At 74.8% G+C, this 18,023-nt stretch carries 13 protein-coding genes, 1 tRNA gene and 2 pseudogenes; 10 read left to right on the top strand and 6 right to left on the bottom strand.

Translation table 11 applies throughout. The features are described 5' to 3' along the window. Positions 1 to 81: 81 nt before the first annotated feature. Together ACIQUT_RS08060 and ACIQUT_RS08055 are read right to left on the bottom strand one after the other, a co-directional pair. Positions 82 to 396: pseudogene (locus ACIQUT_RS08060) on the bottom strand (IS110 family transposase); the annotation flags it as partial. Between the two features lie 272 nt (positions 397 to 668). Continuing rightward, positions 669 to 1,427 carry a class I SAM-dependent methyltransferase gene (locus tag ACIQUT_RS08055; RefSeq protein ID WP_403560569.1) on the bottom strand — a complete coding sequence of 253 codons (759 nt, stop codon included), beginning with the start codon at positions 1,425 to 1,427 and terminating at the stop codon, positions 669 to 671. Positions 1,428 to 1,573: 146 nt separating this feature from the next. Between ACIQUT_RS08055 and ACIQUT_RS08050 the strand changes: the two genes are divergently transcribed. Then, positions 1,574 to 3,178, top strand: coding sequence for an AMP-binding protein (locus ACIQUT_RS08050; RefSeq protein WP_403560568.1), 1,605 nt, complete (start codon positions 1,574 to 1,576; stop codon positions 3,176 to 3,178). Between the two features lie 117 nt (positions 3,179 to 3,295). Here the strand turns inward: ACIQUT_RS08050 and ACIQUT_RS08045 are convergent. Further along, positions 3,296 to 3,368: transfer RNA gene (locus tag ACIQUT_RS08045), tRNA-Arg, on the bottom strand. 333 nt (positions 3,369 to 3,701) lie between these two features. Between ACIQUT_RS08045 and ACIQUT_RS08040 the strand changes: the two genes are divergently transcribed. The 8 genes and pseudogenes from ACIQUT_RS08040 (at position 3,702) to ACIQUT_RS08005 (ending at position 14,547) form a co-directional block, all read left to right on the top strand. Next, positions 3,702 to 5,330, top strand: coding sequence for a dynamin family protein (locus tag ACIQUT_RS08040; protein ID WP_403560566.1), 1,629 nt, complete (start codon positions 3,702 to 3,704; stop codon positions 5,328 to 5,330). Between the two features lie 187 nt (positions 5,331 to 5,517). Further along, entirely contained in the window at positions 5,518 to 7,335 is a 1,818-nt protein-coding gene (locus ACIQUT_RS08035; protein ID WP_403560650.1) for a GTPase, read from the top strand. A 106-nt stretch (positions 7,336 to 7,441) separates the two neighbouring features. Further along, positions 7,442 to 7,849 (top strand): single-stranded DNA-binding protein, encoded by a 408-nt coding sequence (locus tag ACIQUT_RS08030; RefSeq protein WP_403560564.1) that lies wholly within the window; start codon positions 7,442 to 7,444, stop codon positions 7,847 to 7,849. 215 nt (positions 7,850 to 8,064) lie between these two features. Continuing rightward, positions 8,065 to 9,213 carry a thioester domain-containing protein gene (locus ACIQUT_RS08025; protein ID WP_403560562.1) on the top strand — a complete coding sequence of 383 codons (1,149 nt, stop codon included), beginning with the start codon at positions 8,065 to 8,067 and terminating at the stop codon, positions 9,211 to 9,213. 166 nt (positions 9,214 to 9,379) lie between these two features. Continuing rightward, positions 9,380 to 10,348: pseudogene (locus ACIQUT_RS08020) on the top strand (bifunctional phosphatase PAP2/diacylglycerol kinase family protein); the annotation flags it as partial. A 1,331-nt stretch (positions 10,349 to 11,679) separates the two neighbouring features. Continuing rightward, positions 11,680 to 13,344, top strand: coding sequence for an energy-dependent translational throttle protein EttA (gene ettA, locus ACIQUT_RS08015; protein ID WP_403560561.1), 1,665 nt, complete (start codon positions 11,680 to 11,682; stop codon positions 13,342 to 13,344). Positions 13,345 to 13,351: 7 nt separating this feature from the next. Beyond that, complete coding sequence (locus tag ACIQUT_RS08010; protein ID WP_403560560.1) at positions 13,352 to 13,828, top strand: acyl-CoA thioesterase; 477 nt, start codon at positions 13,352 to 13,354, stop codon at positions 13,826 to 13,828. Continuing rightward, entirely contained in the window at positions 13,825 to 14,547 is a 723-nt protein-coding gene (locus tag ACIQUT_RS08005) for a hypothetical protein (RefSeq protein ID WP_403560558.1), read from the top strand. Before ACIQUT_RS08010 ends, ACIQUT_RS08005 begins: the two co-directional genes overlap by 4 nt. Positions 14,548 to 14,636: 89 nt before the next feature. On the opposite strand, the gene ACIQUT_RS08000 is transcribed toward ACIQUT_RS08005, so the two are convergent. Both ACIQUT_RS08000 and ACIQUT_RS07995 read right to left on the bottom strand, forming a co-directional pair. After that, a complete protein-coding gene (locus ACIQUT_RS08000) occupies positions 14,637 to 14,981 on the bottom strand; it encodes a hypothetical protein (protein WP_403560556.1) in 345 nt (114 codons plus the stop codon). A 419-nt stretch (positions 14,982 to 15,400) separates the two neighbouring features. Further along, entirely contained in the window at positions 15,401 to 15,805 is a 405-nt protein-coding gene (locus ACIQUT_RS07995) for a globin (RefSeq protein ID WP_403560554.1), read from the bottom strand. 111 nt (positions 15,806 to 15,916) lie between these two features. On the opposite strand from ACIQUT_RS07995, the gene ACIQUT_RS07990 reads away from it, so the two are divergent. Further along, positions 15,917 to 17,014, top strand: a complete 1,098-nt coding sequence (locus ACIQUT_RS07990) for a methyltransferase domain-containing protein (RefSeq protein ID WP_403560552.1) — start codon at positions 15,917 to 15,919, stop codon at positions 17,012 to 17,014. Here ACIQUT_RS07990 and ACIQUT_RS07985 read toward each other — a convergent pair. Beyond that, positions 16,995 to 18,008 carry an FHA domain-containing protein gene (locus ACIQUT_RS07985; protein ID WP_403560550.1) on the bottom strand — a complete coding sequence of 338 codons (1,014 nt, stop codon included), beginning with the start codon at positions 18,006 to 18,008 and terminating at the stop codon, positions 16,995 to 16,997. The two genes, ACIQUT_RS07990 and ACIQUT_RS07985, sit on opposite strands and share 20 nt — an antisense overlap. Between the last annotated feature and the right edge of the window lie 15 nt (positions 18,009 to 18,023).

The raw sequence follows: 18,023 nt of genomic DNA, 5'->3' as shown, positions 1-18,023 counted from the left end.
GTCGACTTCCGTCCTACGCGGAGCCCCGCCCCTCTACATCAACATTCCCGAACCACTTGACAGCAGCCCCTGACTGCAAACTTCCCGGTATTGGGTCTTGCCCTCGCCGCGGTAACCGTCGGACGCCCGGTTCACCAGTCGGCCGGGCATGTAGAGGACCTCTTGGCCGTGGCCGACGAGGAGGGCCAGCAGCAGCGCGGGCTCCCCGCCGGTCATGTCGATCGCCCAGGTGACCTCACGGCCGTCGGCCAGGTCCAGGACATCGCCGATCAGCTGCAGCAGCTCGGGCTCGTCGTTGGCGACCCGCCGCGACAGCAGCGTCCTGCCGTCCGCGTCCAGGGCGAGGCCGTGATGGTGCCCCTTGCCGCTGTCGATCCCCGCCCATATCCGGCTCATCGTGCTCCTGACGTGCTCGTTCGGACTCTTCGTGCCACGGACGACCTCGCCGGCATTGCTCTACGCAGCGACTTGTTCGCACTTCCTAATCGGCGGCCGAGTCGTCGTGGGGTGCCGGGCGGCGAAGCGGGGGGAGCCACGAGACGGCAGCCGCCTGATAGCCACACCCAGCACCCCTGGGCGACCCAACCCTACGAATGGCTCGATCAACCCACTCAAGAACGTAGAGCCGCCTGACTGTGCTCGAAACCCGAAAGCGACCCGGCCCGCCTTCAGTCCGACGGGGCCCCGGGGCGGACCGCGAGGCTCAGGTCGACCACGTAGTGCTCCTCGATCCACCCGTCCGGGAACTGCTCCAGCAGGCGTCCCCGTTCGGCGGCGAGGAAGGCGTCCGTGCCGGGTTCGCCGATCAGGAACAGCGAATGGGTGGACAGTTTCGCGAGGTGCGCGTCGACCGGGATGCGGCGCGACCAGCGCAGCAGCCGCGTGGTGAACTCCAGACCGCTCTGCGGGCGGACGCGTTCGTTGATGTACCAGCCCGGCCCGAAGGCCTTCTCGATCCGCGCCTGCTGGCCGGCGATCCACTCGACCCCGACGTCCGGATCGTTCGAGAACACGGCCAGCGCCCCGCCGGGCCGCAGCACGCGCAGCGCCTCGGGCCCCGAGCGGGCCGGATCGGTCCAGTGCCACGACTGCGCGTACGTCAGCAGATCGAGGGAACCCGCCGCGAACGGCAGCCGGTTGCCGTCCCCGCGTACGAGCGGCAACCCCGGGTTGCGGCGGTGCAGCTCGGCGGCCATGCCCTCGCCGGGCTCGACCGCCACCACCCGGGCGCCCCGGGCCCGGAGCAGGGCCGTCGCGATGCCGGTGCCGGCGCCGACGTCGGCGACCCGGGCGCCGGCCAGCCGGAACCCGGCGAGGTCCTCCACCGCGTCGAGGAGCGCGGGCGGGTAGGCGGGCCGGTGGTCGGCGTAGCGTGCGGCCGCGGAGCCGAACGAGCGTGCCCGGGATGCGTCCGATGCGTCGGTCATGGCACCCATGGTCGGCGGCGGGGTGCCCGCGGCGTCAACACCGCGCGGAAGCACCGGGCTTCGATGCGCCGCCCGGACGGACCCGGATCCGGCGCGGAGCTTGTACGGTCGCCTCCACGCGTGAGGCGAGGGCGGAGGGGTGGGGCATGGAGGCACGGTACGTCGCGGACCTGGTGGGGGCGTTGGAGCGGTACGGGGCCCGGCCCGCGCTCGGTGAGACGGGCGGCCCGGTGCTGGACTTCTCCGGGCTGCTGGACCTCGTGTACCGGCTGGCGGGCGAGCTGGCGGACCGCGGCGTCGGCCGCGGCACCGGGCTGGCCTGCGTGTTCGGCGGCAACCGGCCGGAGGTGGTGCAGGTGCGGCTGGCGGCGCACCTGCTGGGCGCGCGGCTCACCCAGGTCGTCACGGACGCGTACGCCGCAGGCTTGGACTTCGTCCTGCGGGACTGCCGCCCTGCCCTCGTGGTGCACGACGTGCCGGTCCCGGACACCGGCGCGGCCCGGCTCGGCCTGGACGGGCTGCTGCGGGCCGCGGCCGAACGGGAGGCGGTGCCGCTGCCGGTGGCGGCGCGGGAGGACGACATCGCCCGCGTGACGTACACGGGCGGCACGACCGGGGTGCCGAAGGGAGTGGCGTCCACATTCCGCGCGCTCGCCGCCCGGACCGACGGCCGCGCGGGCCGCGAGGCGGGACGGCCCGCCGCGGGGTCCGGCGCGTCCGCCGCGGGGTCCGGCGCAGGATCCGCCACGGGGCTGGGCGCGGGGCCCGGCGCGGGCGATGGCCGGGCCGCCGATGAACTTGCCGCCCCGCCGGCCTACGTATCCGTCACCTCGCTCGCCCACCGCGCCGGCGGACGCTGCCTGGAGCAGCTCCGCTCCGGCGGCCGCACCGAGATCCTGGCCCCCTTCGAGCCCCGCGCCTTCGCGGCCGCCTGCCGGCGGCTGGGGCCCGTGGCGACGTACCTGATGCCCGGCATGGTCTACCGCCTGCTCGACGATCCGGCGACGGCCCACGGGATCCCCGGGCTGAGCGTGGTCTCGTACGGGGCCGCGCCGATCCTGCCGGAGCGGCTGCGGCAGGCGGTCACCCGCTGGGGCGGCCGCTGGCAGCAGGGCTACGGGATGAACGAGTCCGCGGTGATCTGCCGCCTCACCGCCGCCGACCACGCCGCCGCCGTCACCGACCGGCCCGGTCTGCTCTCCTCGGCGGGACGCCCGGCGGCAGGGGTGCGGGTCGAGGTGCGCGACGCGGCCGGGCGGCCGCTGCCCGCGGGGCGGACCGGCGAGGTGTGGACGCGGTCCGCGGCGATGATGACCGGCTACTGGGGGCGGCCCGACCTCACGGCCGCCGCGATCCGCGACGGCTGGCTGCGCACGGGCGACCTGGGCCACCTCGACCCCGACGGCCACCTCCACCTCGACGACCGAATCGCCGATGCGGTCATGGTCGACGGGGACAACGTCCACACCCTGCCGGTGGAGGCCGCCCTGGCCCGGCACCCCGCGGTCGCGCAGGCGGCCGTGGTGGGCCGCCCCAGCCCCCGTACCGGCGAGGAGGTCTGCGCTTTCCTGGTCCCGGCGCCCGGCCGCACCCCCGACGCCGCGACGGCGGCCGAGGCCTGCGAACTGGTGGAGCGGGCCCTCGCCCCGGCCTACCGCCCGACCGCCGTGTTCTGGCGCGAGGAGATCCCCCTGACCCCTCAGGGCAAACCGGACAAACGTCAACTGCGCGCCCGGGCGGCAACCCTCTGAGGGGATCGTTTCCGGCCACACCGGACCACCCGCACCGCCCGCCGGAGGATCCGCACCCCACCCGCACGCACGAAGGCCCTCCCCGAAGGGAGGGCCCCGAAATGATGAACCGAAGAGCGCCCCCGGCAGGACTCGAACCTGCGGCCAAGTGCTTAGAAGGCACCTGCTCTATCCACTGAGCTACGGGGGCCGGAAGGTGGCCGTTGCGGCCTGGAGCCCCGGGGTGGGGGTGGGACTGTCGTCCGTGCCGGGTCAAGGATAGGGCTCCGGTTGCCTTGTCCCGGTTGCTTCACCCGCGTGCCACGATGTGGAGGTTCAGTGAAGCGGTCCCGATAATCGCAGGCAGGTGCGATTCTCGCACCGCTTTTGCGCCGCGGCGCCCTGGGTGTTGTGCACTCGTTATGCCTGCGCCCCACTCCGTCTGCTCTGACCGGAAGGTCCCTCTGGAGTCGCGGTCGGCGCGCAGAGGGTGTATAAGCTTCAAAAATGGTCCTAAATTGGGCATTCTTCCCATGTGGTGACCTTGGATGTTCGGCCTCAGCTGCTCGATGCCCTGTCCGCCCTGCGCGACCGGGTCGCGTCCGTGCGTCTGCCGCTGCCCCTGCCCGGCGCCCCGCGCGCCCGGCAGACCAGAGCCGAGCTGCTCGCGCAGCTCGACGACTACCTCGTACCGCGGCTGAAGTCGCCGGAGGCGCCGCTGCTCGCCGTCGTCGGCGGGTCCACCGGAGCCGGCAAGTCCACCCTCGTCAACTCCCTGGTCGGCCGCCAGGTGAGCGAAGCCGGCGTGCTGCGGCCCACCACGCGCGTCCCCGTGCTCGTCTGCCACCCGGACGACCACCACTGGTTCGCCGGCATGCGCGTCCTGCCCGACCTGCTGAGGGTCTGGGCGCCGCCCGGGGAGGACGAGCCCTCCCGCGCCACCGGGAAGCCCGCCGCCGGACGCCCCGGGGCCCGCGCCGGCGCCACCGCCTCCGCGGCGCGCGAGCTGCGGATCGAGACCGTCACCGGGCTGCCGCGCGGCCTCGCCCTCCTCGACGCCCCCGACATCGACTCCCTCGTCGTCGACAACCGGGTCCTCGCCGCCGAGCTCATCTGCGCAGCCGACGTCTGGGTGATGGTCACCACCGCCTCCCGGTACGCCGACGCCGTGCCCTGGCACCTGCTGCGCACCGCCAAGCAGTACAGGGCCACCCTCGTCACCGTCCTCGACCGGGTCCCGCACCAGGTGCTCGCCGAGGTCTCGCGGCAGTACGCGGCCCTGCTCACCCGCGCCGGACTGGGCGACGTACCCCGCTTCACCGTGCCCGAGCTCCCCGAGTCGGCCGGCGAGGGCGGGCTGCTGCCGGCCAGCGCCGTCGCACCGCTGGGCGCCTGGCTCGCCCACCACGTCCAGGACCCGGCCGCCCGGCAGCACGCCGTCAGCCGCACCGCGTTCGGCGCGCTGGACTCGCTGAAGCGCCGGATGCCGGAGCTGGCGTCCGCCGTCGCCGCCCAGTACGCCGCCGCCGTGCGGCTCACCGCGGCGGTGGAGGACGCGTACCGGCAGGAGGGCAAGAGGGTCCGGGGCCGGCTCGACCAAGGCGCCGTCCTCGCCGGGGACGCGCTGACCCGGTGGCGCGGCTACCCCCTCGACACCACCGCCGACGAACTGCTCGACTCGCTCGCCGAGTCCCTGTCCGCGCTGCTCCAGTGCGCGGTCGCCGCCGCCGACGAGCGGATCGCCGACGCCTGGCGGCGCGAACCGGCCGCCGGGGCCGTGCCGCTGCCGGGGCCCGACCGCGAGGCGGCGGAGCGCATCGGCGTGGCGGTCCGGCGCTGGCGGCGCGTACTGGAGGAACTCGCCGAGGAGGAGGTCGGCAAGCTCGACCGGCAGCCCGCGCCCGACCCCGACGCCGTCGCCGCCCTGCTGGTCGCGTCCCTCCTCGGCGGCAAGCGGGCCCGGCCCGCCGGCGAGAAGCTGGTCGAGCGGATCGGCGCGCAGGCCGCCGTACGGCTGCGCGACCGGGGCGGCGAGCTCGTCGCCGACCACCTCGAAGAGGTGCTGCGGGCCGAACGGGACCGGCGGCTGGCCCCGCTGGAGGCACTTGAGGTGACCCCCGAGCCGCAGGCCGAGCTGATCGCCGCCCTGTCCGTACTGCAGAAGGAGAGGTGACGCGGTGTCCGCCTTGGCCGACCGCGCCGACGACCGCTGGGACGACGGATTCATCGCACGCTCGCGCCGCCCGCGGGCCATCGGCGACGGCAGCTTCGACGACGGGATGGACGGCATCGACGGCATCGACGGGTTCGACGGGTTCGACGGGATGGAACGCACCGACCGGATGGAACGCACCGACCGGATGGAACGCACCGACCGGGCGGGCCGGCTGGACCGGGTCGGCCCCGCCGACGGGATCGACCGGGGCGACGGGGAGGACGGCCGCGAGGGCGACGGCGCGCTCGTCCGGGCCCTGTCCGGGGCCGGCGGCGACGGAGGCCGCACGCCCCCGCCCCCGACCGGCCCCTCCGCGCAGGCCCTGCGCACCCGGCTGGAGTCGCTGCGCCAGCTCGTCGCGCTCTCCCGGACCCGGCTCGACGGCAAGACCCTCGCCGAGGCGGGGCGGGTGCTGGACGAGGCCGCGGCGCGGCGCGGGCTGTCGTCGCAGCACACCGTCGTCGCGATCGCCGGAGCCACCGGAAGCGGCAAGTCCACACTGTTCAACTCACTTGCCGGGGTACAGATTTCCGAGACCGGACTGCGCCGGCCGACGACCGCCGCCCCCATCGCCTGCAGCTGGTCCGACGGGGCCGCCGGACTGCTGGACCGGCTGGAGATCCCGGGGCGGCTGCGGCGCCGGCCGCGCGAGACCTCCGAGACCGGGGCGCTGCGCGGGCTGGTCCTCGTGGACCTGCCCGACCTCGACTCCGCGGTCGGCGCGCACCGCGAGCACGTGGACCGGGTGCTGGCGCTGGTCGACGCGGTCGTGTGGGTGGTCGACCCGGAGAAGTACGCCGACGCGGTGCTCCACGAGCGGTACCTGCGGCCGCTGGCCGGGCACGCCGAGGTGACGTTCGTCGTGCTCAACCAGGTGGACCGGCTGCCCGGCGAGGCCGCCGACCTCGTCATGGACGACCTGCGGCGACTGCTGGACGAGGACGGCATCGCGCTCGGCGAGCACGACGAGCCCGGGGCCACCGTCCTCGGGCTGTCCGCGCTCACCGGCGAGGGCGTCGGGGAACTCAGGGACATGCTCGGACAGTTCACCCAGGAGCGGGGCGCCGCCACCCGGCGGATCGCCGCCGACGTGGACCGTGCCGCCACGCGCCTGCGCCCGCTGTACGTGGCCGACGGGCGCCCGGGGCCCGAGATCGGCGAGGCGGCCCGCGCCGAGTTCGAGGACCGGCTCGCGGAGGCGGTCGGGGCGTACGCGGCCGGGTGCGCCGCCGAGCGGGCCTGGCGGCGCAACGCCGGGAAGGCGTGCGGGACTCCGTGGCTGCGGCTGTGGCGCTGGTACGAGAGCCGGCGGGCCCCGCGCACCCTGTCGGGCCTGGCCGCCCTGGCGGCGATCGGCGGTGTCGCCGGCGGGCGGGGCGGGGCGGGCGCGCAGCAGCCGGCCGAGGTGGAGGTGACCGCCCGGCAGCGGGTGGAGCAGGCCGTGCGGGCCGTCGCCGACGCGGCGGCGACCGGGCTGCCCGACCCCTGGGCGCAGGCGGTGCGGGAGACCGCGGTGCGCGGCGGCGAGCAGCTGCCGGAGGCGCTGGACGAGATCGCGGTCACGCTGGGCCCGGCCTCCGCGGTGCCGGGCGCCAAACCGCCGCGGCCCGCGTGGTGGCCGGTGGCGGTGCTGGCGCAGGCGGCGATGACGCTGGTCCAGGTGTACGGCGGGCTGTGGCTGGTCGGGCAGATCGTCGGGGTCCTGCAGCCGAACCTGATGACACCGGTGCTGCTGATGGCGTCGGGCATCGTGGGCGGGCCGCTGGTGGAGTGGGCCTGCTCGATCGCGGCCCGGGGCCCGGCACGGCGGTACGGGCAGGACGCGGAGCGGCGGCTGCGGCAGGCCGCGGCGGGCTGCGGGCGGGCCCGGGTGCTGGAGCCGGTGGCGGCGGAGCTGCTGCGCTACCGGGAGGTGCGGGAGCAGTACGCGGCGGTGGCGGAGTTGTCCACAACCCGTCAGTAGTCCACAGCGGCGGGCAGGGTCGGGGCGGGCGGGTCCAGCATGGCGGTGGCCGGTGCGGAAGGTCCGCGCCGGTCCGAACGCCGCTGACGAGGGGGAGGGGACCGGGATGAACGACACCCTGGTGACGCTGATCGGCTACGTGGCCACGCAGATCGACTACAAGGAAACCGCCAACGGACCGTCGGCCAGGTTCCGTTTCGCCGTGACACCACGGTATTTTGATCGTCGCAAGGACTCTTGGGCGGACGGATCGACCAGTTTCTACACCGTGTGGGCCCGGCGCACGCTCGCGGTGAATCTGACCGGTTCCGTTTCGGTCGGTGAGCCGTTGGTGGTGCACGGGCGGCTACGGGTGCGGGACGACCCGCCGGACGCCGAGGGCAACCGCTGGTTCTCCGCGGAGATCGACGCGACCGCCATCGGCCACGACCTCAACCGGGGGACGGCCGCATTCCGGAGGGTCGTCAGGGCGGAACCCGCGCTGATGGTCACTCAGAAGGCGGCGGTGGTCTGAGTGTTCGAGGCAGCTAGGATTCCCCGGTACTCACGGGCACCTGGGTCACTGGCCCGAAGGGGAAGACTGTGTCGATTGGCGTTCCCGCATCCTCCGCTTCTGATTCCTCTCCTGCTTCGCTCCCTGCTGCGGTCCCTCCCGCGGCGCCTGCGGCTGCCGGTCCGGCTTCCCGGCCGACCGCTTCCCGGCGGGCGTCCGCGCGGCGGCCGCTGGCCGTGGCACTGCTGGCCGCGGCCCTCACCGCCGCGCCCGGCGTCCGCGCCGCCGCCGACACCGGGACCCCCGCCCTCCGGCCGCCGGAAGGGGCGAGCGCCGTACTGGACGGGCTCAAGACCTACGGGCAGGCCGTCCTGCGCGCCCCCGACGGGTCGGTCCGGCAGATTCCCGCCGGGCTCTACGAGATGCGGGTCGACGGCGGCGGCATGCTCCAGACGTACGGGGTCGGGGTGGCGGGCAACGCCCAGCCGCAGGCCCGGTACACGGAGAGCGGCTGGAGCGGCAGCCCGCTCGGCGGGAACGCCGAGGCCGGCCGGATCCGGTGGGTCCTGGAGCACTCCTACCCCCAGCTGAACGATCTCGCCGGGCTCGCCAAGGCGGCCGGTGCCGGGGCGCTCACCGCGGAGAGCGCGGCGGCCGGGACGCAGGTGGCGATCTGGCGGCTGGCGGACGGGGCCCAGGTGGAGGCCGCCGACCCGGACGCGGAGAAGCTCGCCGACCACCTCCAGCGGGCCGCGGGCCGGCTGCCGGAGCCGCCGGCCTCGCTGAAGCTGGAACCGGGCAGCGCCTCCGGACCCGCGGGCGGGCGGATCGGCCCGGTCACCGTGCGCACCGGTGCGCAGAGCGTGACGGTCACCCCGGACGCGGCGGCCGCGGCCATGGGCGTACGGGTCGTCGACGCCGAGGGGAAGCCGGTCACGGCGGCGGCCAACGGGAGCCGGCTGTACTTCGAGGTGCCGCCGGGCACCCCGGACGGAACCGCCTCGGTCACCGTCCAGGGCTCCACGAAGGTGCCGGTCGGCCGGGTCTTCACCAGCGGCCTCCCGACCCAGGCGCAGATCGTGGCCGGCTCCAGCGAGTCCGCGACCGCGGCCCAGGCGACGGGGGTCTGGCCGCAGCCGATCGTGGCCGAGGCGGGCACGGCCGGCGACGGCAACCCGGTCCCGGCCGTCACCCAGGCGGCCGGAGCGGCAGCCGCGGCCGCGGCCGCAGCCTCGTCCAGCCCGGAAGAGGAGCGGCTCGCCACCAGCGGCAGCTCCGCCGCCACCCCGGTGATCGCCTCACTCGCGGTGGGCCTGGTCGTCCTGGGCGGCCTGGTCGTCCTCATGGTCCGCAAGCGCCCCCTGGACGACGAGGACCGCGCCTGAGCGGAGCGCTCCGCGGAAGGTGCCGCGACGGGCCGCGATCGTCTGCGGCCCGATTGTGGTCGATCGCGCAGTTCCCCGCGCCCCTTCGCGGCGCTGCCGGACAGCCGTCGGCACGGTGCGGGGCGGTGGGCTGGTTCCCGGGCCGGGACCGGGGCAGGCGCGGGGTATGAGCGAGCACAAAGTGACCTGGCGGGGTGCCGCCGCGCGATGGGACCGGGCCCTGTTCGACGTGGTGGCCCAGCGGCACTGGCCGGGGGGTGAACGGGTGCTGCCGCGGCTCGGGCGGGCCGCGAACCACGGGGTGCTGTGGGGCGGGGCCGCCGCGGTGATCACCACGTTCGGCTCGGCCACGGCCCGCCAGGCGGCGGTGCGCGCGGCCGGGTCGCTGGCCCTGGCCTCCGCCACCATCAACACCGTCGGCAAGTGGTCCGTGCGCCGGGCCCGGCCGGTGCTGCACGGCGTGCCCGAGGTGCGGCAGCTGGCCACCCAGCCGGTCACCACCTCGTTCCCGTCCGGGCACTCGGCATCGGCGTTCGCCTTCACCACGGGGCTGGCGCTCCACTCGCCGGGCTGGGGCGCCGTGCTGGCCCCGGTGGCCGCGTCCGTGGCCTTCTCCCGCGTGTACACGGGCGTGCACTACCCGTCCGACGTGGTCGCGGGGGCGGCGCTGGGCGTTGCCGCAGGGTTCGCCGTACGCCGTCTCGCGGCCCGCGTGGAGGCGGCCCGGGCCCGGCCCGGTGACGAGCCCGCGGACGCCGACGCGCCCGCGCTGCCGGACGGGGCCGGGCTCGTGGTCGTCGTCAATGCCGGGGCGGGCAGCGCCGCGGCCGCGGGGCTCGACGTCCTGCGGGCCAGGCTGCCCGAGGCCGAGCTGGTCGAGTGCGAGGGCGGGCAGCTGGCCGAGGTGCTGGCGGAGGCCGCCTCCCGGGCCGCCGTGCTGGGGGTGTGCGGGGGCGACGGCACGGTCAACGCGGCCGCCACCGCCGCACTGCGGGCCGGGGTGCCGCTCGCGGTGCTTCCCGGAGGCACGCTCAACCACTTCGCGCAGGACCTCGGCCTGACCGGAGCCGAGGAGACCTGCCGCGCCGTCGCCGCCGGCCGGGCGGTCCGCGTCGCCGTCGGCCGCTTCGCCCCCACCCCGCCCCACCCCGAGCCCTCTCCCCCCGCCGCTCCCGAACCGCCGGATTCCCCGCCCGCCGCTCTCGAACCGCCGGATTCTCCCCCCGCCGCTCCCGAACCGCCGGCACCTCCGCCGCCCGGTGGCGCCTCGCCATCCGGTCCGACGCCGCCCCCGGTGGGTCCGGGGCCCCTGCCCGGCTCGGTGCCCTCGCCGGGGCCGGCGTCACCGCTCGGTCCGGGTCCCCTGCCCGATCCAGGGTCCCCGCTGGGGCCGATGCCCCCGCCGGGTCCCGTCCCGCCGTTCGGTTCGGGGCCGCTGCCCGGGCCGGTGCCGCCGCTGGGTCCGACGCCCCTGCCGGGGGCGGGGCCGTTGCCGGGTCCGCTGACCCCGCTGGGACCGGTGCCTCCGCTGGGCCCGGTCTCGCCGACGGGGCCGGGGCTGCCGCTCGGGGCAGGGTCTCTGCCCGGGGCGGGGGTCCCGCTCGGCGGGGTGGCCCCGGTCGGGGGCGGCGGGTCCGCGGCCGGGGAGTGGCGGGGCGGCGCGGAGGACGGGGGCTTCCCCGCCGAGGGCTCCGGAGAGCGCGGGAGCGACCGGGGCGGTACCGAGGGGGCCGGAAACGACGGGGCCGGGAGCGGCGGCGCCGGGACCGGCGGGGCCGGGACCGGCGGGGGCGGGGCCGGGACCGACGGGAGCGGGACCGACGGGAGCGACGGGGCCGGGTATTTCCTGAACACCTTCAGCATCGGGGCCTATCCCGAGCTGCTGCGGTACCGGCTGCGCTGGGAGCCGCGGCTGGGGTACCTGCCCGCCGCATTGCTGGCCGCGTGGCGCGTGCTGCGCACCCAGCGCCCCGTGCGGCTCCGGCTGGGCGGGCGGCCCCAGAGCGTCTGGCTGCTCTTCGCCGGCAACGGCACCTACCACGGCACCGGCGCGGCCCCGCGCCGCCGGGACGGCCTCGGCGAGGCCCTGCTCGACGTCCGCGTCGTCCACGGCGGCGGCCGCCCCGGCCCCCGCCTCCTGGCCGCGGCCCTCGCGGGACCGCTCTCGCGTTCCCCCGTGCACACCGCCACCCGCCTGCGCAGCCTGCGCATCGGCGCGATCCCGCCCGGCACCCCGCTCGCGTACGACGGCGAGTACGCCCCGGCCCCCGGCTCGCTCCGCCTCGACAACCTCCCGGGCGCGCTGACCGTCTACCGCGACCGGCGGCCGGCTCCTCCCCGCCCGGGGCGCCGACGGCAGCTGCCCCGCTGATCAGGGGCGCTGACCATACGGGTTTCCGCCCCGGGGTGGACGGCTGGCACTATGGGGTGTATCTGCCCATCCATCGATCTGCCGGACGGTTTCTCTTGGCTGAGTACATCTACACCATGCGCAAGGCGCGCAAGGCGCACGGTGACAAGGTGATCCTCGACGATGTCTTCCTGAACTTCCTGCCGGGGGCGAAGATCGGCGTGGTCGGCCCGAACGGCGCCGGCAAGTCCACCGTCCTGAAGATCATGGCGGGCGTCGAGCAGCCGTCCAACGGTGACGCCTTCCTGTCGCCCGGCTACTCCGTCGGCATCCTCATGCAGGAGCCCAAGCTCGACGAGTCCAAGACGGTCCTGGAGAACGTCGAGGACGGCGTCGCGGAGATCAAGGGCAAGCTCAACCGGTTCAACGCGATCGCCGAGGAAATGGCGACCAACTACACCGACGAGCTGATGGAGGAGATGGGCAAGCTCCAGGACGACCTGGACCACGCCAACGCGTGGGACCTGGACGCCCAGCTGGAGCAGGCCATGGACGCGCTGGGCTGCCCGCCCGGCGACTGGCAGGTGACCACCCTCTCCGGTGGTGAGAAGCGCCGCGTGGCCCTCTGCAAGCTGCTGCTGGAGGCCCCCGACCTGCTGCTCCTCGACGAGCCCACCAACCACCTCGACGCCGAGTCCGTGAACTGGCTGGAGCAGCACCTGGCCCAGTACAAGGGCTGTGTCGTGGCCGTCACCCACGACCGCTACTTCCTCGACAACGTCGCCGAGTGGATCCTGGAGCTCGACCGCGGCCGCGCCCACCCGTACGAGGGCAACTACTCCACGTACCTGGAGAAGAAGGCCGAGCGCCTCAAGGTCGAGGGCAAGAAGGACGAGAAGCGCCAGAAGCGCCTCAAGGAAGAGCTGGAGTGGGTCCGCTCCAACGCCAAGGGCCGCCAGGCCAAGTCCAAGGCGCGTCTGGCCCGCTACGAGGAGATGGCCGCCGAGGCCGAGAAGATGCGGAAGCTGGACTTCGAGGAGATCCAGATCCCGCCGGGCCCCCGCCTGGGCTCCATCGTGGTCGAGGTCAACAACCTCTCCAAGGCGTTCGGTGAGAAGGTCCTCATCGACGACCTGTCCTTCACCCTGCCGCGCAACGGCATCGTCGGCATCATCGGCCCGAACGGCGCCGGCAAGACGACGCTGTTCAAGATGATCCAGGGCCTGGAGACGCCGGACGCCGGCGACATCAAGGTCGGCGAGACCGTCAAGATCTCCTACGTCGACCAGGGCCGTGCCAACATCGACCCGAAGAAGACCCTGTGGGCGGTCGTCTCGGACGAGCTGGACTACATCAACGTCGGCCAGGTCGAGATGCCGTCCCGCGCCTACGTCTCCGCGTTCGGCTTCAAGGGCCCGGACCAGCAGAAGCCGGCCGGCGTGCTCTCCGGCGGTGAGCGCAACCGCCTGAACCTGGCGCTCACCCTCAAGCAGGGCGGCAACCTGCTGCTCCTCGACGAGCCGACGAACGACCTCGACGTCGAGACCCTGTCCTCCCTGGAGAACGCGCTGCTCGACTTCCCGGGCTGCGCCGTGGTCGTCTCCCACGACCGCTGGTTCCTGGACCGGGTCGCCACGCACATCCTGGCGTACGAGGGCGACTCGAAGTGGTTCTGGTTCGAGGGCAACTTCGAGTCCTACGAGAAGAACAAGATCGAGCGGCTCGGCCCGGACGCGACCCGTCCGCACCGCGCGACCTACAAGAAGCTCACCCGAGGCTGATTCGGCAATGGCCAGACACCACTACCGGTGCCCCCTGCGCTGGGCGGACATGGATGCCTTCGGGCACGTCAACAACGTCGTCTTCCTCCGCTACCTGGAGGAGGCGCGGATCGACTTCATGTTCCGCCTGGCGCCGGGTGAGGGCAGCGACTCGTTCACGGGCGGCTCCGTCGTCGCCCGCCACGAGATCGACTACAAGCTGCCCCTCGTCCACCGCCACGAGCCGGTGCTCATCGAGTCCTGGGTGACCCGGATCGGCGCCGCGTCCCTGACCATCCGCTACGAGGTCAAGGACGAGGCGACCGAGGACCGGCCCGAGACGGTGTACGTGCGCGCCGAGACCGTCGTCGTGCCCTACAACCTCGCCGAGGGGCGGCCCCGCCGCATCACCGACGAGGAGCGCCGCTTCCTGGAGGAGTACCTCGACGAGCCCGCGCCCAAGGGGTCGTCCGCGAAGCGGTCCGAAGGGCGCCTGGCGGCATGACCGGGCAGCTGCGCTTCGCCGATTCCGGGGAGGCGGCCGACCTGGCCGCCTTCCTGGGCCGGCTGGTGCACTACGACCGTGCCGCCGCGGTCCGCCTCCAGGCGGGCGGCGGCGCACTGGCCGTCTTCGGACGGCCGCCGTCGTTCGACGTCCTGGCCATCCGCACGGTGCGGCTCGCCGCGCCCGTCGGGACACCGCTGGACGTCACCGTGTCCGCCGGTGAGCTGCTGGAATCCGTGGACGAGGGTGCCGCGGCCGCGGTCGTTCCAGCAGCCGTGACCGGCCCGCCCTGGGCCGGGGTGCTCCCGCCCCGCGGCGGCTGGCGGCAGGTGCCCGGGCTGCCCGGCCCGGAGGCGATGCGGGCCGCCGTGGCCGGCGCCGTCGCCGAGTTCCGGGCCCGCGACGAGGCCCTGCCCCCGCAGCACCGCACCCGGTCCGAGCGGGACCGGATCGGCCGCGACATCTGGTCCAGGACGCTCGGCGACACCGAGCTCCCGCTGCGTGCCGTGCACGCCGCGCAGTCCCTGGGCTTCCTGCGCCCCGTCCGCTCCGCAGTCGCGGCCGGGCCCGCCGGGCCGGCGCCCGCGGCTGCCCCCGACCCGGTGGCATTGCTCGCGGCCGGCGGCTGGCTGCGCCTGCGCACCCCGTACGGCTCGATCGCCGTGCGCCGCCCGGGCGGCGCGGCCGGGCTGGGCGCCTTCCAGGTCCGTCCCGTCTAGTACGACCGTCCGCTGTGGTACGACGGTCCGCCCGCCCCGCAGGGTGCGGGAGCGGGCGGATCGCGTCGGCGTCGGTCCGGGGCCGCGGACTACCGGAAGTTCATCGTGTAGTCCGGGGCGGTCACGGTGAACTCGGTCATGAGGATCGTCCGGCAGGACGGGTCCGAGACGTTCGAACACCACTGGAAGGCCTTGTGCGGGACCGACTCCTGGAACTTGTCCCGCCATTCGGTACCGTCGTTGTCGAACGCGTAGCAGTACCAGATGGGATTCACGGCCTGCGGGTTACCGCCGTAGACGACGATGCTCTCCTGGGGGGCGATCTTCCACCAGCCCGCCTTGAACCAGTTGCTGCTGGAGGAGCAGTTGGGCTGGTAGCGCTCGAACATCGCCCAGATTTCGCGGTCGTGGTGGTTCTTGAACCTCAGCGGCATGGCGTGCTCCTACTCTCCGCCCGGCTGCCGGCGGGCAGCGGGGCTTCCGTCGGACCGGGTCAGAGCGTCTTTCGGGCTCGAGTTGTCCACGCGGCCGGGGGGCGCGCCGGACTGGCCGGCTGCCAGGGCGCGCTCGAACGCCGCCTCGTCCGCATCGGTCGTGGGAGCCACCGTTTCGGTCGTCTCCTCGGACATGGGACCTCCAATCTCCGTCGGTCTGGTCCGGCGGAGAGGTTCCCTGGAGGAGGCGCGGCGTACCGGGGCCCGTGGGCCCGTGCCCCGTACGGGCCCGGCGCGGGCGCTCGTACGGGGGCTCTTGTACGGCCGCTTGCACGGGCCGGTGCACATCGCAGGGGCAGACCTGGTACGGGCGCGGGCCTGGTACGGGCGCGGGCGCGCGGCGGTGCCGGTCCGGTCCGTCAGTCCGCGGCGTTGACCATGGAGGCGGCCGCGTACGTCAGGTAACGCCACAGCTGCGCCTCGTGCTCCGGCGCCAGGCCCAGCTCGTCCACCGCGACCCGCATGTGCGAGAGCCAGGCGTCGTGCGCGGCCGCGTCCACGCGGAAGGGGGAGTGCCGCATCCGCAGGCGCGGATGGCCCCGGTTCTCGCTGTACGTGTTCGGGCCGCCCCAGTACTGCATCAGGAACAGTGCGAACCGCTCCTCGGCGGGCCCGAGGTCCTCTTCCGGGTACATCGGGCGCAGCAGCGGGTCCTGCGCCACCCCTTCGTAGAAGCGCCGGACCAGACGGCGGAACGTCTCCTCGCCGCCCACCTGCTCGTAGAAGGTCTGCTCCTGCAGCGTGTCCCGCGGAATCTCATTCACCCGACCATCGTCTCAGACGCCCGGACGGAGGACGGAGGTCTTAGGACCCCCCGGCGGACCGACGGCGGACCACGGTTCGCTTCCCGGGGGCCGCCGCAGGACAGTGGAGCCATGGGCGCACATTCCCCGAGGTCCGCGCGGTCCGCGCAGGCCGCGCACACCGGGGCGCGGGACCTGTCGGCCACCGCGCACGCCGCCCAGGTGCGCGAGCTGACCGCGGCCGGGGTGCTGGAGGACCCCGCTTGGCGGGCGGCGTTCGCGGCGGTGCCCCGGCACGTCTTCGTCCCCTGGTTCTTCACCGGCCGGGGGGCCGGGCACGAGCGTCTGTGGGGCGAGGACCCGGACCCGGCCCACCGGGCCCGCTGGCTGCGCGGGGTCTACACGGACGCGCCGCTCGCGACCCGGGTGCGCGACGGCGAGCTGGTGTCCTCCAGCAGCCAGCCGTCCCTGATGGCGAAGATGCTCGACGCGCTGGACGTGCGCGACGGGGACAACGTGCTGGAGATCGGCACGGGCACCGGCTACAACGCGGCCCTGCTCTGCCACCGCCTCGGCGACGACCACGTCACCACCGTCGACCTGGACGAGGAGATCACCGAGTCCGCCCGGTCCCACCTGGCCCGGCTCGGCTACCGGCCGACGGCGGTCACCGGGGACGGGGCGCGCGGCTGCCCCGCCCGGGCGCCGTTCGACCGGATCCTGGTGACCTGCACGCTGCCGACGATCCCGCTCGCCTGGCTGGGCCAGTGCCGTCAGGGGGCGCGGATCCTGGCCCCGCTGTCGACCGGCCTGATCGCGCTGCGCGTACGGGACGCCGACTTCGCGGAGGGCCGCTTCCTGCACACCGCGGCGTACTTCGTCCCGCTGCGCGGGGCCACGGCCGCCGCGGCGGCACCCGCCCCGGGAGCCGGGCCCGGATCCGGAGCCGCAGCCGGAGCGGGGGCGTGGACCGCGCACGGGCTCCCGTACGAACTGGTGCAGAACGAGCGATTCCAGTTCATGCTGATGCTGACCGCGGGCGCCCTGCACCCCCGGGAGGCCCTGGACCTGTGGCGCGGCGAGGGCCGGCCGGCCCGGGAGCGGTTCGGGGTGACGGTCAGCGCCGAGGGGCAGTGGTCCTGGCTCGACGACCCCCAGGGCCCCTACGTGTGGCCGCTGGGGGAGACGGACGGAACCGATGCGGCCGGGGTCAGCCCCGGCGGATGGTGATCGTGGTCCAGGCGCCGACGTGGACGCGGTCGCCGTCGGAGAGCGGGATCGGCACGTACGGCTGGATCGGGTCCTCGCCGCCGTTGATGGTGGTGCCGTTGGTGGAGTTCTGGTCCACCAACGCCCAGCTCAGGTCGGGCTGCTGGACGAGCACCGCGTGCTGGTGGGAGACGCCCGGATCCTCCGGCGGCACGGACAGGTCGATGTCGGGGGACTCGCCCGTGGAGGCGCGGCGGCGGCCGATGGTGATCGTGCCGCCGGTGAGCGGAAGGTGCTGCTCCGGGGAGTAGGCGGGCAGGCTGAGGGCGGCCGCCTCGGGGCCGCTGCGCTGCATCATCGCGAGGAAGTACGAGCGGTCGGGGCCGATCGTCGCGGTCCAGGAGCTGCCGCCCTGCGAGGGGAAGGGCTGCGACGGGTGCGGCTGCGGCTGGGACTGGTGCTGGTGCTGTGCCTGGTGCTGCTGGGGCGGCGTGTGCTGCTGCGGCTGGTGGGGCTGCTGGTACCCGTGGTGCTGCTGGTACTCCGGCTGCCGGTACTGCTGCTGCGGAGCCTGCTGCGGCTCGTGCGACGGCGGCGGCAGCATCCAGTCGTCCTCCCGCTGCAGCGGCTCGGCCGGCCGGTTCACCCGGGACGGCCGCGAGCCCTGGTAGTCGAAGGGGTCCTGCGGGAACGGCGACGGCGCGGGAGCCGGCGGCGGGGGCGGCGGCACGGCGGCCCCCGCCTCCTGCCCGAGCGGGGAGTACGAGGTCGCCGACCGCGTCAGGAAGTTGTATCGGCACTCCTCGCAGAAGGGCGCCATGGCCTCGCGCGGGGTCCGGCACTGCGGGCAGAGCTCGGCCTGGGCGGTCGGCTCGCCCGTGGTGGGAGGGTAGCCGTAGCCATAGGAGGGCGCGGCGGACGCGGCGGACGCGCCCTGGGCGGCAGCCATGCGGTGGCCGCAGACCTCGCACCAGTCGTCGGAGGCGGACTGGTGCCCGTTCGGGCAGGTCGGCATGGCGGCTCTTCCCCC

The organism is Streptomyces sp. NPDC090445, from assembly GCF_044769385.1.
Classification (GTDB): Bacteria; Actinomycetota; Actinomycetes; order Streptomycetales; family Streptomycetaceae; genus Streptomyces.
The sequence above is the reverse complement of the archived record's forward strand: the minus strand, read 5'-3'. Positions and strand labels throughout refer to the sequence as shown.

Coding starts and splice junctions, on each gene's coding strand:
- ACIQUT_RS08050 (WP_403560568.1), top strand. CDS start 1,574: ATGGAGGCACGGTACGTCGCGGACCTGGTGGGGGCGTTGGAGCGGTAC.
- ACIQUT_RS08030 (WP_403560564.1), top strand. CDS start 7,442: ATGAACGACACCCTGGTGACGCTGATCGGCTACGTGGCCACGCAGATC.
- ACIQUT_RS07990 (WP_403560552.1), top strand. CDS start 15,917: ATGGGCGCACATTCCCCGAGGTCCGCGCGGTCCGCGCAGGCCGCGCAC.
- ACIQUT_RS07985 (WP_403560550.1), bottom strand. CDS start 18,008: ATGCCGACCTGCCCGAACGGGCACCAGTCCGCCTCCGACGACTGGTGC.
- ACIQUT_RS08055 (WP_403560569.1), bottom strand. CDS start 1,427: ATGACCGACGCATCGGACGCATCCCGGGCACGCTCGTTCGGCTCCGCG.
- ACIQUT_RS08010 (WP_403560560.1), top strand. CDS start 13,352: ATGGCCAGACACCACTACCGGTGCCCCCTGCGCTGGGCGGACATGGAT.
- ACIQUT_RS08005 (WP_403560558.1), top strand. CDS start 13,825: ATGACCGGGCAGCTGCGCTTCGCCGATTCCGGGGAGGCGGCCGACCTG.
- ACIQUT_RS08035 (WP_403560650.1), top strand. CDS start 5,518: ATGGAACGCACCGACCGGGCGGGCCGGCTGGACCGGGTCGGCCCCGCC.
- ACIQUT_RS08000 (WP_403560556.1), bottom strand. CDS start 14,981: ATGCCGCTGAGGTTCAAGAACCACCACGACCGCGAAATCTGGGCGATG.